Origin of the sequence: Mycobacterium angelicum, from assembly GCF_002086155.1 — a bacterium.
Classification (GTDB): Bacteria; Actinomycetota; Actinomycetes; order Mycobacteriales; family Mycobacteriaceae; genus Mycobacterium; species Mycobacterium angelicum.
The window spans coordinates 1-15,738 of the sequence record NZ_MVHE01000094.1 but is presented as its reverse complement, the minus strand read 5'-3'; the positions used below and the strand labels follow the sequence as shown (position 1 = coordinate 15,738).

At 64.1% G+C, this 15,738-nt stretch carries 6 protein-coding genes and 4 pseudogenes; 3 read left to right on the top strand and 7 right to left on the bottom strand.

The window, feature by feature from the left end:
* Positions 1-664, top strand: a pseudogene (locus BST12_RS33020) (hypothetical protein); the annotation flags it as partial.
* Positions 665-678: 14 nt separating this feature from the next.
* Here the strand turns inward: BST12_RS33020 and BST12_RS26785 are convergent.
* The 6 genes and pseudogenes from BST12_RS26785 to BST12_RS26760 form a co-directional block, all read right to left on the bottom strand.
* A complete protein-coding gene (locus tag BST12_RS26785) occupies positions 679-927 on the bottom strand; it encodes a hypothetical protein (RefSeq protein WP_083116233.1) in 249 nt (82 codons plus the stop codon).
* A gap of 125 nt (positions 928-1,052) precedes the next feature.
* A pseudogene (locus BST12_RS26780) lies at positions 1,053-1,309 on the bottom strand (hypothetical protein).
* 88 nt (positions 1,310-1,397) lie between these two features.
* A pseudogene (locus BST12_RS26775) lies at positions 1,398-1,532 on the bottom strand (transposase); the annotation flags it as partial.
* Between the two features lie 423 nt (positions 1,533-1,955).
* Positions 1,956-2,217, bottom strand: a pseudogene (locus BST12_RS26770) (hypothetical protein).
* A gap of 634 nt (positions 2,218-2,851) precedes the next feature.
* Positions 2,852-3,394, bottom strand: a complete 543-nt coding sequence (locus BST12_RS26765; protein WP_083116232.1) for a hypothetical protein — start codon at positions 3,392-3,394, stop codon at positions 2,852-2,854.
* Entirely contained in the window at positions 3,384-3,944 is a 561-nt protein-coding gene (locus BST12_RS26760; RefSeq protein ID WP_139801971.1) for a hypothetical protein, read from the bottom strand. The genes BST12_RS26765 and BST12_RS26760 overlap by 11 nt, the downstream gene beginning before the upstream one ends.
* Positions 3,945-3,995: 51 nt before the next feature.
* Between BST12_RS26760 and BST12_RS31250 the strand changes: the two genes are divergently transcribed.
* A complete protein-coding gene (locus tag BST12_RS31250; RefSeq protein ID WP_139801970.1) occupies positions 3,996-4,517 on the top strand; it encodes a hypothetical protein in 522 nt (173 codons plus the stop codon).
* 456 nt (positions 4,518-4,973) lie between these two features.
* Here the strand turns inward: BST12_RS31250 and BST12_RS26745 are convergent, their stop codons facing one another.
* Positions 4,974-5,210, bottom strand: a complete 237-nt coding sequence (locus BST12_RS26745; protein WP_083116228.1) for a hypothetical protein — start codon at positions 5,208-5,210, stop codon at positions 4,974-4,976.
* A 467-nt stretch (positions 5,211-5,677) separates the two neighbouring features.
* Between BST12_RS26745 and BST12_RS33800 the strand changes: the two genes are divergently transcribed.
* Positions 5,678-15,738 (top strand): type I polyketide synthase (locus BST12_RS33800; RefSeq protein WP_170062210.1); only part of this gene is annotated, 10,061 nt, incomplete at its 3' end.

The window sequence follows — 15,738 nt, the reverse complement described above, 5'->3', positions numbered from 1 at the left end:
GGCGGGCGCAGTTGGGCAGGCCGGAGGTGTTGGCGGGGCTGGTGGCGCCGGAGGTGCGAATAGGCAGCTATTTATGGGCATGGGCGGCTCCGGAGGCGTCGGCGGTATCGGCGGCGCAGGCGGGGCAGGCGCTGTGGGTAGCCCGGGCGGCGGGCACGGCGGTACAGGTTCGCCCGGTGGTGCTGGGGGGATCGGAGGGGTCGGCGGAGCGGACAACGCGCTGCTGTTCGGTCACGGCGGTCACGGCGGTGTCGGCGGACACGGCGGCGCAGGGGGACTCGGCGGGGCCGGCGGCAGCGGTACGGGATTCGGGGTCGACGGAGGGTCCGGCGGTAACGGCGGCGTTGGCGGTACCGCCGGGGCTGGCGGCGCCGGTGGTACCGCGGGGTTCTTAGGGAGTTGTGGCGCCCCGGGCGCTTCCGGTCGCGGCGGTCACGGCGGTAGTGGCGGCAATGGTGGTGCCGGTGATGTTGCATCTAGTGCTGGGGGTACCGGCTTTGGCGGCGGTGCCGGTGGCGCTGGTGGTACGGGCGGAATGGGTGGCAGCGCCGGCGCCGGCGGCAGCGCCGGCGGTCAAGCTGCCGATGGCACTGCCGGAGAGGCCGGCGCCGTGGGAGCCCCCGGAACAGCGGGCAACCCCGGCATTGCCGGCACTTCGGGCTGACGGGCTGGTGCCCGCTAGGGCCCGCCGAGCCGATCGCAGAACGCCACACACATCTGCCAAGCAGCGATGGGCACCCATTGCAGGTCGCCATTCTCATTGCGCTGGCAATAAATCGGGCCGGGGTTTCCCCACACCTTCGCGCCTTCTGGCGAACAGGGTTTGCCCAAATCGCTGTCGGCATGTGCGGTGCCACTTCCCAGGAGGATCGCGATGGGCGCGAATGCCGTCACTACCGCCAAGCCGGCCAACTTCATTGCGCGCATACTCCACGCCTTCCCCTAGCAGTCAACGACAAACTCGACGATACAAGGGAACGGACCTCGCTAAAACGGTGGTGATTCGTACTGCAGCGGCTCCGTCCCGCCTGCGGTCGGCTCCGGTAGCGAAGTTACTGGTTCCAATCCACCATCTTCATCCGGACGTCGACGCTCTGCCCGAGCTTTTGCTTCAACCCGTGAAGAAAGCCCCATTGATGCGATACGTCCGCAGCAAGGCGGCTGCACACCTGCTCCACCGCGTCAATCCGCTGGAGTTCGTAGTCGAGGCAGCCTCGCGCTCCAGGCTCTCGGTTGCCGAAGCGACCGGAATCTCGTTCTCCAGCAACAGCACTGCAATCTGACGCTTGTCCACCAACACCCACCGCATCTCAGGAGGCAACTCGGGCAGCGACGATGTCGTTCCATCACTTTGCGTGGGCACATCCGCCAACGGGTCAGCACGATGCCGTGCAAGGCCGATTGAGATGCCGGTCGCCGCCACGATTGAGCCGGTGCCGATGGGTGTTACCGCTACTGGCTGGCACCGAGCTGACTCCCGCCAACGCCGCGAAAGCTGCTTCGTGACGGCACCGGCCGTGATGTGACCAGGACAGGATCGCCTGGCCGCCGCTAACCGGACCGACCCGAGCCGGTCCTGCAGTCCCGGGGTGAACGCTTCGACCAACTTGGCCAGCTGACGTTTGTTGTAAGCAGCGGCGCGAGCCCGAGCGGGAGCGACGACGCGCGATAGCCACCAGGCTCGGGTCGGACATCGTGACGCAGAATTGCTTCACGTTCACCGTCCTTGCGCGGTAACGGCTTTCGGGCATCGTCCATCCGTAGGACCTCAAGTGCGACAAGCCGAGCATCGATACCAAGTCCGGAAAGCCTCGTACTGTAGCACTTTTGGGCGTTCCTCATTCCGACGGCGTGGCCGTCGTCGCGGGCCAATTATGGCGACGGGAGGCGCCTGGGCTGGTATCACACCCTCAAGGCCGCCTCCGGCAATCGCTGTACGCGCCAGACCCACAAGGTCACTGTCTCCAGTCCACCAGCTTCATCCGCACATCGACGCCCGGCCCGAGCTTCTGCTTAAGCACATGAAGGAAACCCCCATTGGTGCGACACGTCGGCAGCAAGCCGCCTGCACACTCGTTCCACCGCATCGACGGGCTGGCGTTCGTAGTCGACTTCATCCTCGCGATCCAAACTCTCCGTTGCCGTAGCGACCGACAACTCGTTATCCAGCAGCATCACCGCGATCTGGCGCTTGTCCACCAACACCACCCAGCGCATGCCCGCGGGAAGTTCGGGCAGGGAGGGCGTTGTTCCTCACCGGGTCCATAGGTCATGTGCATTCATCCGCGCCGAAGGCGGAAGGCGGCTCGTAGCCGTGGAACTCCGTAACAAGGTTGGCGACATCTTCCTGCAGGTAAATCTCTTCTCCCTCAGTCAAACGGAGACGTTCTTCAGCAAGCGCTGACGCGTAGATGATCTCAAGCAGCCCACATGCGTAGCAAAGAGCTGGTCGAAGGCGGATCCGCGACGTCGTTGAGAGATCGGATTATCGACTTCCACTCACGATCTATCCGTTCGAGATCGGCGAATCTGCCACCGCAACTGTTCAATGAATCCAGCGCCAGCTGCCGAAGATTAGCGGCCCGGTCGCGAAGAACCGCTTGGGGTGTCAAGGCCGTCGATCCCCGCAACTCACGGTGACAATGCTGGCGGCGAACTCTATCAGGGTCGCGCCAAATGCGGATGCGGGCCGGGCGGCCGGCGGATCGACGTGTTCGTCTCCAGGCGGCCCGAAAAAGCTCGCCCGATATGCTCGTGCGCAAATTTCGTAATTCGTTCCTCGTCTTCTGCTGGTGCCACTGGCGTGGAAAAATCGTCGTCGCGTTGTGGTCGATGGCGATACCGGTGATCGTCACGCCAACTCGATGCGCGGTGTATCGTCGCCCACAATGAGCACCCGCGGATTCCGAAGTTTGTCGACGTAATCCCTCACCGCCGCACGTTGTTCGTCGGTGTAACTCGAGACATCGGTTCGGACATAGTCAACCTTCTTCAAATGGTCCGCGATGGTGAGCTTAAGAATTTCTAGATTGAAATACCTTGCCGGGTCAGGACCGATCGTGAAAAAGGTTTCTTGAGTCGGATCCCTGTTGTAGTCCTGCTGTTCCCAGGCACACCGATACAGATCCTCGAACCTACTCGTGAGGTTCTTCCGCAATTGCGCGTCTTCCAGGCTCGCGACATGGGCCGGAAGCTGATCGGCGATGATGTCGACCAGCTCAGCACACTTCGGATCACTGAGGTTGAAAAGGGATACGCCCGCATCGACCATATCGATCAGCCTGTTCCTCGTCGACGGGTCCGACACCCGGCTCGCCACAAACCTCATGACATACTCCACCGCGGCCCCGGAACTCGACCACTCGCGCTGGAGGAAGAAAATGTCACCTGCCACTGCCGTAGTCTCCCACTATAAATACGTTGGGTTCGCCGAGACCGTCGATAAACCGTCTGATGATTGTACGTTGCTTGGCGCTGAACTGCGAGACATCAACCGGAACATAATCAGCCTTGCGGGCGTGCCTTCTAATCTCGCCCAGAAATTCATCGACATTCAAATATTGTCCAGAGAAATTGCCGACTGCGTCATAGGTCTTTCCGGTCGCCGGGTCAACCCAGTCGACTCCTGGATGCGGGCTTCGCTGTAGTGATATGCCCCGTTGCGCTTCGACCCGCAGCCCGGTCTCGGCTTCACGTGGGCGAAAGCACCCTCCGGTCGCGGGATCCGTGCCCAGTTCGCGGGCATGGGGGGTGGTGATATCCAACGGGTGGTGGGGCAATTGTGCCTGAGGTTGCTGTGGCACGGGTTGCGTCCAGTATGGGTCGTGTGCGCTTGCAGCCGGCGAATCCGAGGGTGTGTATGCCGTATTCCATCCGTTTAACTGGCCCTCAAGTTGTGCCTTCCATGTGTTTAACCATTGGGCTTCGGCGTTGTAGTCGGCCACCGCCGCTGGATCATGAGGGTCAGGCCGCCAAGAATTGTGATTCTTTATGTCTTGGATTACTTGGTCGTATTCTTTCCGCGCGTTATCGGAATTCTCGGCCGGCGCGCATCGGTAGACGAGATCATCAGTGACATGCAGTTGGCGCTGAAGATTTCACTGCTGATCGCGGGCACCGGCCACGTGGGTTCGAAACATGTCATCGATGCGGAACTCGAAGCGCGGTATTCGGCGATCGCTAGCGGCGCGGCGCGGCCCATCGCCTACTACGACTTCGCGTCGCGGAACATACTCGATGCGCCCTCCGACACGGCACTGAGCCTGGCGGCATTCGTTGCAATCGTCGACCCCGGCCCCGCCAGGACTTGGGAAGAGGGACTGCGACCCGACCCGGCCGACCAACCGCCGGTGATGAAGCTGTTCGCGGCGCTCATGTGCCTTCGCCCGCGCCGAAGGCAGACGGCAGCTCGTAGTCCTGGAACTCTGCAACGAGGTTGGCGACCACTCCCTGCAGGTAAGTCTCTTCGTCCTGAGTTAAACGGAGACGTTCTTCAGCAAGCGCTGACGCGTAGATGATCTCAAGCTGGCCCCACAGTCGGAGCAATGAGCTGGTCCAGGACGGATCCGCGACATCGTTGAGAGATCGGATTATCGACTTCAGGTCACGATCAATCCGTTCGAGATCGGCGAACCCGCCGCCGTAGGTGTTCAATGAATCCAGCGCTAGCTGCCGAAGATGAGCCGCCCGCTCGTGAGGAACCTCTTCGTGCGTCAAGGCCGTAGATCCCCGAAACTCACGGTGACAATGCTGCCACCCGCGGATTGGACAACGCTGACATTGTTGACCGGATCGTAAAAGACGGTGGTGCCTCCCCGGCTCGGCGCGGACAGACCGGTTCGAAGTGCATTTTGCACGACACTTACCGGAATGCCGTCACTTTGCATTTCGTCAAGAGCATGTCCAGTGAAAGGGGTTCCATCAATCGTCGCCGGAGCATTCGTCCCGCGGGGCCCATCCATTGGGCCGCCGCGCTAGCCAGTTGGCGTCGATGGATCAGGCGCAGGCTCGACACCGGACGGCAGTATCTGCACGCCCAGCTGGCCGAGCCGGGTCTCGAGTTCGGTCTTCCTCATGTTGAGTTCCCGTGCCCACGCGTTGCACCATTGCGCTTTGGCCTCGGTTGGCACAATGGGTGGGCAGGCTTGTTCGTGTGCCTGCTGCTCGGCCTTCAAGGCGTCGTATGCAGCGCGTGCCTGGGCTTCGGTCATCTCGGCGATGGGCGGTTCGCCCGGGCGCGGCGAGGGTCCCGGTGGGAGTGGGTCGAGCGGCGGTGGGAAATGTGGTGTCTGTGGGGCCGGTGCTAGCCCTGGCGGGCCGAAGCCCAGCATTTGCGCACCGCCGCCGGCACCGCGCCAAACGACAAACTCGACGGGAAAAGTAGATGGGAAGACTCGCGAAAGTCTTTGCCGCTGCTACGCGTTGGGTCATCGCTGGCCCCATTGTCTGAGCATTTTTAACGGCTCCTCAGCGACCTGGGAAAAGTGCGGTATGCGCGCAACGCGCGCGGTTGCAACGGTCTCGATCGCGCCTTATGCTGCCCACGCGCATGACCTGGAATTTACCGACCGTCCGTGAGAACTCTCGCGCGTGACAAAGCTCGCGCGTGGGTGCAAGCTGAGCTTTGGCTGTTCAGCTGACCTGACCGCGGATGGTTCGTCGATGTCCGGAATCCACAATGACCGCTGACGCCGAGACAGTCGCGATCGTCGGGCTGTCGTGTCGGGTGGCGGGGGCAGTCGATGCCGATCAGTTGTGGCAGCTGCTTAGCCAAGGACAAAGCAGTGTCTCAACCGACGTGGGCTATCAACGTCTAGGTTCGACGGCTTTACCTGCTCCGGATCGTTCAGCTGCGTTGAGCTACGGCGCTTATCTCGAGGATGCGCTGGGCTTTGACGCGCCGTTTTTCGGGATATCCGACGGCGAAGCCGAAAACATGGATCCCCAACAGCGGCTGGCGCTGGAGCTGGCTTGGGCCGCCCTTGAAGATGCGGGGATTGTGCCGCAGGAAATCGCCGGCAAGTCGGTGGCTTTGTTTATCGGCGCGATGCGCGATGACTTCGCTTCTCTTGCCTCGGGCAGTGGTGTGCCGCCCACCCCGCGCAGCCTGCTGGGGTCGCTGCGGTCCGCTATTGCGGGAAGAATTTCCCACTTCTTAGGGGTTACCGGTCCCAGCTTGGTCATTGATACCGGTCAGTCGTCGTCGTTGGTGGCAATCACGCGGGCGCTGGAGAGCCTGCGCAGCGGGGAGTGCGAGCTGGCGCTAGCGGGTGGGGTGCACCTCAATCTCGACCCCTATGCCAGTGGGGCCATCGCTGAGCTAGGGGTCTTGTCGCCGGATGGGGTATGTCGCCCCTTCGACAAGGACGCGAATGGATATGTTCGCGGCGAGGGCGGTGGCCTTGTCGTCCTGAAGAAGCTATCTCGCGCATTAGCGAACGGCGACCGGATCTATTGCCAAATTCGTGGCGGCGCGGTCGTCAATGATGGGTCACGGCCGGGGCTGGCCGCACCCGACACCGAGGCACACAAACGGTTGCTACACGCTGCGTTGACGGCCGCCTCCGTCGAGCCCGAAGCGGTCGACTACGTCGAGGCGCATGGAACGGGCACGCCCGTTGGTGATGCCGCTGAAGTCGAGTCGATCGCTGCGGTGTATTGCGGACAGCGTGCGGGCGCCGCGGATCCGTTGGTTGTCGGGTCGGTCAAACCCAATGTGGGGCATCTGGAATCGGCCGCGGGGGTTATCGGTGTCATCAAGGTCGCATTGGCCTTACAACGTCGCCTATTGCCCCCGACCCTCAATTTCGTTTCCCCGAACGAGGCCCTGCTTGGGCACGAATCCGTGCTGCGGGTGTTTTCGCGTGCCTGCCAATGGCCCGCCAAAGAGCATCCGCATACCGCGGCGGTCTCATCGTTCGGGATCACCGGCACCAACGCGCATCTGATCCTTCAACAAGCCCCCAGCCAATCCGCCCGCGCTGCAACGGAACCCGTTGCGGGACCGCTGCAGATTTGGGCGCTGTCGGCGCGCAACCCAGCGGCGCTGGCCGCCCAGGCTGGGCGCCTGCAGCAACACCTGGTCGAGCATCCCGACCTGAATCTGGCCGATCTGGCCTACAGCTTGGGCAGCACCCGCACCCACCACTCCCATCGCGCCGCCATCACCGCACACACCGACACCACGTCTCCCCGCGAACACCTGCTGGCGGCCCTAGACGCCCTGCGGCAAGGCCAGTCACACCCCCAGCTCACCAGCCATCACCTGGCTGGGCAGCCCGGCGAAATCGTGTTCGTGTTGCCCGGCCAGGGTGCCCAACACGCCGGCATGGGCGCCCAACTCTACGACCACCACCCGGTGTTCGCGCGCGCCCTAGACGAAGTATGCGAAGCCGTCGATCCCCATCTGAACATCGGCGAGGTCGGGCTGCGTGAGGTCATGTTCGCCGCCCGACACTCCGATTTGGGTCAACTGCTAGACCAGACCTGCTACGCCCAACCCGCCTTGTTCGCCTTCGGGGTGGCTATGCACGCCCTGGTCACCCACGCCGGGATCACCCCCCACTACCTGCTGGGTCATTCCCTCGGGGAACTGACCGCTGCCTACCTCGCCGGGGTTCTCTCGCTCGAGGATGCCGCGGTGCTGGTCACCGCTCGTGGCCGGCTGATGCAATCCTGTGCCCCCGGGGCGATGATCGCGGTGGCGGCCAGCGAGCACGACGTCGCCGCCCTGGTGGGAGACCATCCCGAGGTCGCCATCGCCGCGATCAACGGCCCCACCTCGGTGGCGGTGTCCGGGCCCCGCGAGCAGCTCGACCAAATCGCTGACCAGTGCGCGGCCCGCCAGCTCAAGGTCACGCCGTTGACCGTGAGCCACGGGTTTCATTCGCCCGCAATGGACCCCGCGCTACCCGAATTCGCGACCATCGCCGCCGCGTTGACGTTTGCCGAACCCAGCCTGCCTATCGTGTCCAACCTCACCGGAGAGCTGGCCACCGCCGAACAACTCATCTCTGCTGACTACTGGACCCGGCACCTGCGTGAACCGGTCCGCTTCCACGACAGCGTCGCTCACCTGCTGAGCCACGGTGAGCGCGTGTTCGTCGAGTTGTCTCCGCATCCGGTGCTGGCCCCGGCGATCGCCGCCACGCTGGCCGGGACGCCGGAGCGAACCCGGTCGGTGGTGATCACCACCTTGCACCGCGACCGCCCCGACCTCGACACCGTGGGTGCCGCGCTGGGCCGCCTGCACACTCGTGGCTACAGCCCGTCATGGCGCAGTCTCTACCCCCGCGCGCAGGCCGTCGGCCTGCCGACTTACCCCTTCCAACACCGCCGCTACTGGTTGGCCTCTACTCCTCGGCCCTTGCCGACGGAATCAACCCCGGCGAGCCCATCCGAGACGTTCGCCGCGCGACTGGCTGCCCAAACTACTGACCAGCAACAGCTCACCTTGATCACGATGGTGACCGCCGCTACGGCCAGCGTGTTAGCCCACCCCGACCCCGGCGCTTTGGATCCCGACCAGCCCTTCACCGACCTGGGCGTCGACTCGCTCACCGGCTTAGACCTGTGCAATGCGCTGGCCGGACAAACCGGTCTGACCCTGCCGCCCACTCTGGTTTTCGACTATCCGACCCCCACCGCGCTGGCCGACCAGCTAGCCGTGCTGCTCAGCGGCACCACCGCGCCCGCGGCGGCCACCCTCGCTGCTGCGGTGACCCGCGTCGACGAGCCGGTGGCCGTGGTGGGGATGGCATGCCGGTTCCCCGGTGGTATCGACTCGGCAGCGCGGTTGTGGGAGGCGGTGATCGGCGGCGTCGACGTGATGGGGGGCTTTCCCGGCGATCGCGGCTGGGATTTGACGACGTTGTTCGACCCCAACCCCGACGCGGTGGGCAAGACCTACACCCGCTACGGCGGGTTTGTGCCCGACGCGGCTGGCTTCGACGCGGAGTTTTTTGGCATCTCACCGCGGGAAGCGCGGGCGATGGACCCTCAGCAGCGGGTGTTCTTGGAGGTCTGTTGGGAGGCCCTCGAAACTGCCGGAATCGATCCCGCCAGCCTGGCCGGCTCTAATACCGGCGTGTTCGCCGGGGCGTGGGCGCAGCCGTATGGCAACGCCGGTTCCGACGGCGCCGAGGGGTATGCGATGACCGGCACGGCCACCAGCGTGGCTTCCGGGCGGGTGGCTTATGTTCTGGGCCTGCAGGGCCCGGCGATGACCGTAGACACCGCGTGCTCGTCATCGCTGGTAGCCACCCATCTCGCGTGTCAATCCCTACGCAATGGTGAATCGACGCTGGCTCTTGCCGGCGGAGTCACCATCATGACCACACCCTCGTCGTTCATCGAGTTCGCCCGCCAACGGGGGCTGGCCACCGATGGGCGGTGTAAGGCGTTCGCGGCTGCCGCTGATGGTGTCGGGTGGAGTGAAGGGGCCGCGGTGCTGGTGTTGGAACGGCTCAGCGACGCCGTCCGCAATCAGCGCCGGGTGTTGGCGGTCGTCGCCGGATCGGCAGTTAACCAAGATGGCGCCTCTAACGGATTGAGCGCGCCTAACGGGCCTGCTCAACAACGCGTCATTACCCGAGCCGTCGCCAACGCAGGCCTGACGTTGGCTGACGTCGACGTGGTGGAGGCGCACGGTACCGGCACTACGCTCGGCGACCCGATCGAAGCCGGCGCCCTGATCGCGACCTATGGCCGCGACCGGCCAGCGGGACAGCCGTTGTGGTTGGGCTCGGTCAAATCCAACATCGGCCATACCCAGGCTGCGGCAGGCACGGCGGGGTTGATCAAGATGATCACCGCCCTCAACCACCAGACCTTGCCTCCGACGTTGCACGTTGACCGTCCCAGCTCGCATATCGACTGGTCGGGCGGCGCAGTGCGGCTGCTCATCGAGCCCATCTCTTGGCCGGTCAACGACCACCCCCGCGCCGCGGCGGTCTCCTCGTTCGGGATCAGCGGCACCAACGCCCACCTCATTGTCCAAGCGGCCCCCGACACGGCGGACCAAACCGTTGGGACTCAACGGATCTCCGATCCCGCCCTCTATATCTGGACGGTGTCAGCGCGCACCCCCGCCGCGTTGGCTTCCCAGGCCGACCGACTGCACCAACACCTTGTCGACCACCCCGATCTGGATCTGATCGATCTGGCCTACAGCTTGGCCGCCACGCGCACCCAGCACCCCTATCGCGCCGCCGTCACAGCGGTCACCACCCCTGCCCGCGAGGATCTGCTGGCTGCGCTGCATGCCTTGCACGCCGGTCGCCCGCATCCGCATCTGACCCAGCATCATCTGGCCGGGCGGCCCGGCAAGAAGGTGTTCGTCTTCCCCGGCCAGGGCGCCCAATACCCCGGGATGGGCCTCTACCTCTACGAGCACCACGCTGTTTTCGCGCGTGCCCTCGACGAGTGTGATCACGCGCTGCGCCCGCATACCGGCTGGTCGGTGTGCGACGTGATCCGCCAGCAATCGACCGCGCCCTCACTAGAGCGGGTGGAGGTGGTTCAGCCGGTCTTGTTCGCGGTCATGGTCGCCCTGGCCCAAACCCTGAACAGTTACGGCGTGGTGCCCGACGCGGTGATTGGGCACTCGCAAGGAGAAATCGCCGCCGCCTATACCGCTGGGGCGCTGAGCTTGGCTGATGCGGCCAAAGTCGTGGCGCTGCGCAGTCAGGCATTGGCGCGCCTATCCGGTGCCGGCGCGATGGCTTCGGTCCTGCTGGGTGTCGAAGACCTGCAGTCGCGGCTGCAAGACTTCGGCGCGGGGCTCGCCGTGGCGGCGATCAACGGACCCGCGCATACCGTCGTCAGCGGCAACGTCGCCGCCCTGGAGCGATTCATCGACGCGTGTGATCGCGACGGTATCCAGGTGCGGCGGATCGCGGTGGATTACGCCTCGCATTCGCCGCAGGTCGAAGACCTGCGTGCGGACCTGTTGTGCCAACTGGGCGAGCTGAACCCGCTGCCGGCCCGGATCCCGCTATTTTCCAGCGTGGCCGGCGCGGTTTCCGCCGACCCGCTGGACACCACCACCATGGACGGCGAGTACTGGTATCGCAATCTTCGTGAGCCCGTCGGATTCCGCGACACCGTGGCGCAGTTGTTGACCCAAGGTGACAACGTTTTTGTGGAGTTATCGCCACACCCGGTGCTGGCTCCGGGTATCACCGACGCGCTGGCTCACGCCCCTGAGCGGATCCAGTCGGCGGTGATCACCACGTTGCACCGTGACCGGCCCGAGCTCGACACCTTGGCTGCTGCGCTGGCTCGCCTGCACACATATGGCCATAGCCCGTCGTGGCGGTGCCTGTATCCGCAGGCTGGGACAGTTGAGTTGCCCACCTACGCCTTTCAGCACCGCCGCTACTGGCTGGCCCCCACCCCCGCCACCCCCACGACGGACGTAGTTCGTCCTGGGGAAGCTGCGTTGTGGAAAGCCGTCGACGAGGACGCCGTTGAGGCCGTCGCGCAGGTGTTGGGGATCAGCGATACCCACGACGCTGCCTCCCTTAGACCAGTTGTGCACGCCCTGCGTCAGTGGCGCACCGACCTGGATGTCCGGTCAACGGCGAACACGCTGCGCTACCGAATCGGCTGGACGGCGGTAACACCAAACACGTTCCCCCCGACGCGTCACCGATGGCTGGTGGTGGCCTTTCTCGACGAGGCCGAGGATGCGTGGATCACCGGCCTGGTCGCACGGTATCCCGAGGCCATCCACCTGCTCACCATCGACCCCGACCAACTCGATCGAAATACCCTGTGCACCCTCCTCACCATCGCCGCGACGCAAAATGCCTGCGACGGCATTGTGTGCTTCCTGGCAACAAGCGAGCATGAGCACCCAGATTTTCCCGGGATACCGCTGGGCCTGCTGGCAACGCTTCTGGTCGCACAAGCGCACGGGGATGCCGAACTCGGCATCCCGTTGTGGGTGACCACGCAGGGCTGCGTGTGGGCGGCCACCGACGACGCGCCGCCGCGCCCGAGCCAGTCCGCCGTCTGGGCGCTCGGCCAGTCGGTGTGCCTGGAACGTCCCGATGAGTGGGGTGGGATGATCGATCTCCCGCACAACCCGGCTGCGCAAGATATCGAGCTGCTGCACGCGATACTGAGCTGTCCGCAACCCGAAGACCAGCTCGCGCTACGCCATGACGGTGTGCGCGCCCGCCGCTTGTCGGCCGCGCCGGTGCCGTTAGATCGGGCGGCGTCGGTACCCACCTGGAAGCCGCGGGGAACGGCTTTGGTCACCGGCGCGACCGGCCGCCTGGGTGGACATATTGTCCGCTGGCTGGCCGATGCTGGTGTCGAACGCGTTGCCCTACTGAGCCGCAACGCGGTAGGTCATCCGCGCTCAGCTGAACTCGAAGCAGAACTGCACGTGCGCGGGATCGCCACGACAGTGGTTTCCGTCGATGTGTCCGATCGGCCCGCTTTAACGCGGGTTCTGGCAGAAATCCGCGCCGAACACGGGCCTATTCGTACCGTCGTGCATGCCGCGGCGGCCATCGAATGGAACTCCGTATCCCAAGCAACCGCTGAAGAATTCGCCGACAGCTACCGCACCAAAGCGGGAGGCGCCGACAATTTGGCCGAATTGCTCGAACGCGAGCCGCCAGACACTTTTATCTTGTTCTCCTCCGCGGCGGCGACCTGGGGCGATGCCCGACTAGGCTGCTACGCCGCCGCCTGTGCCCACCTCAATGCGCTAGCCACGCGGCTACACAGCCATGGATGCACGGCAGTGTCGGCGGCCTTCGGGCTTTGGGCAGACGAGATCAGCACCATGACGCACGAGACTCTCGACTATTACCACCGCGCGGGAATCAATAAGCTCCTGCCCGCCACTGCGCTGGCCGCGCTGCGTCAGTCTATTGAGGCAAACGACACCGTGATCACCATTGCCGACGTTTCCTGGAATCAATTCCTGCCCGCGTTTACCGCACGCCGCTCCCAGCCACTACTGACCGAATTCGCCTCATTGGCGAGTGCAGCTGCAACGAATGAGGGCACTCCTTCTGATAGCGCCGAGGGGCTTCGCGAGCGGCTGGCAAGTCAAACCCCCCAACAGCAGCTACAGACCCTCACCACGCTGGTGGCCCACAGCACTGCCACCGTATTAGCCCACCCCGACCCCGACGCACTCGAACCCGCCCGCTCGTTCAAAGAGCTGGGTATCGATTCGCTGACCGCCTTAGAGCTGCGCAACGCCATCACCGAACAGACCGGGCTGACCCTGCCGCCCACCCTGGCGTATGACCATCCGGCGCCCACCGCACTGGCCCATCACCTGGCCAGCCTGCTTACCGCCACCGCATCGATGGACCAACTAGCTAAGACCGGCCCGCGCTTGACCCCACAGATTGGTGAGTTTGAGCTGACCCGGCCGCAGCTCGACATTTGGTTTGCTCAAGAAACAAGTCGCGCCGACAACGAGTGGCAACCCGGCATGTTCGTGGTCATCGAGGGCGCGGTCGAGGTTGGCCCACTCAAGCTGGCAATCCGCCACACAATCCAAGATGCCGAGCCGCTTAGAGCCGCCATTGTCGAGGTGGACGGTCAAGTTATTCAGCGGGTGACGGATTACCCGGATATCGAGTTTCCCTTCCACGACCTGACACAAGCTCAGAATCCGGTGCAGGAGGCCTATCGGCTAGCCGCGGAGATGCAACAGACCCGAATACCGTTGACGGGCCCCCTGTTTAAATTCGCAATATTGCAGACGCAGCCCGACGAATTCTATTTGTTCCTGTGCGGCCATCACATAGTGCTGGACGGAATGGCCTTTTGGCTCGTTATTGATCGGATCGCCACCGTCTATTCCGCGATTGTTGCCGGCGCACCAATACCGCCATCTTTTTTCGGCTCGCTGCAGGACATGGTTGAATGCGAGTCGGCCTACGAGAGCTCCGATGATTATTTGGAGGACCAGGCCTACTGGATTAAGAACTTGCCGCGGGAAGACGCTACGCATTCTTTATTGCCGCAGGATGCTGGCGGGCAGGACTCGTCCCCGGTTTCGCTGCCGGTGCAAGTGGACACTGGCGCCGTCGACGGACTCCAAAAGTTGTCTCACACATGGGGTGTCTCACAGCAAGCGGTCGTCACTGCGGCGTGCGCACTTCTGGTGCAGGGCTGGTACGCAAGCGGCTCCGAGGTGGTACTTGATTTCCCGGTTAGCAGGCGAGTGCGTCCAGAATCCACAACGTTTCCTGGAATGCTCGCTGGGGTGGTGCCGCTGGTGTTGCACGCAACACCGGGATCGACAATTGCCGATTTTTGCCAGCACGTTGATCAGCGGATTCGAGAAGCGGTGCGGCATCAGCGATACCCTGTGCATCTCTTAGAAGGACATGCCCGCCTTCGCGCCGCCGGACAGGCGGCTAACCGCGTAGACGTGAATTTCGTCCCGTTTGCCAATCTGACGCCGTTCGGCGATGCCGCTGCTTCAACGGTGACCACCAATATTGGGGGCGGGGGGCGGTTTGAATTGTCCTTCCGACGTACCGGAGATCAGCTATTTCTCAGCACTGCGGGCGCCGGGCACCCGCTGTCGGAGTTCGCGCTCACAGAATTAGCGGGCCGGTTGCAGAAGGTGCTGGTGGCTATGGCCGCCGACCCAACGCGCCGGTTGTCGTCGATCGACTTGCTCGAGGCGGGTGAGCACGCTCGCCTGGCCCAATGGGGCAACCACGCCGCGCCCACGCAGCCGGTGTCGGTGTCAATTCCCGACTTGTTTGCTGTGCAGGTGCAGCGCATTCCGGAGGTTGTTGCGGTGGTTGGTGAGGCTGGTTCGCTGACCTATCGCGAGCTTGATGCGGCGGCGAATCGGTTGGCGCGGCTGTTGGTTGGTGGCGGGGTGGGGGCCGGTGATGTGGTGGCGTTGTTGGTGCCACGGTGCATTCAGGCGATCGTGGCGATCTTGGCGGTGCTGAAGTCGGGGGCGGCGTATTTGCCGATCGATCCGGCCCATCCCGATGCCCGGATTGGCTTCATGATCAACGACGCTACCCCGTGCGCCGCCTTGACCACTACGGCGTTACGGGCGCGCCTGGAGGGGCATCACCTGCAGGTCATCGACATTGACGATGTGCATCTGGGGGTCGGTGTCGTCGCGGCGCCGGCGCCAGCACCGGACCCTGGCGATATTGCCCACATCATCTACACCTCGGGCACTACCGGGACTCCTAAGGGGGTGGCGGTTACGCATGGCAATGTCTGTCAGTTGTTTGCCTGGTTGGATGCCGCACCGGTGCCGGTGGTTGGGCAGGTGTGGAGTCAGTGTCATTCGTATGCGTTCGATTTCTCGGTGTGGGAGATCTGGGGTGCGTTGTTGCATGGTGGGCGGCTGGTGGTGGTGTCCGAGCAGGTAACTCGTTCGGTGGCGGAGTTGCATGCGTTGTTGGTGGCTCAGCGGGTGGGGGTGTTGAGTCAGACGCCTTCGGCGGCGGGGATGTTGTCGCCGCAGGGGTTGGGTTTGGCGGTGTTGGTGGTGGCCGCTGAGCCGTGTCCTGCTGAGGTGGTGGACCGCTGGGCCGGTGGGCCGGTGGTGGTCAATGCGTATGGTCCGACCGAGACCACGATCTATGCCTCGATGAGTGCGCCGTTGGTGGCGGGTTCGGGGGTTCCGCCGATTGGGGGGCCGGTGGCTGGTGCGGTGGTGTTTGTGTTGGATGCGGGGTTGCGGCCGGTGCCGGTGGGTGTGGCGGGGGAGTTGTATGTGGC

Coding starts and splice junctions, on each gene's coding strand:
- BST12_RS26785 (WP_083116233.1), bottom strand. CDS start 927: ATGCGCGCAATGAAGTTGGCCGGCTTGGCGGTAGTGACGGCATTCGCG.
- BST12_RS26745 (WP_083116228.1), bottom strand. CDS start 5,210: ATGACCGAAGCCCAGGCACGCGCTGCATACGACGCCTTGAAGGCCGAG.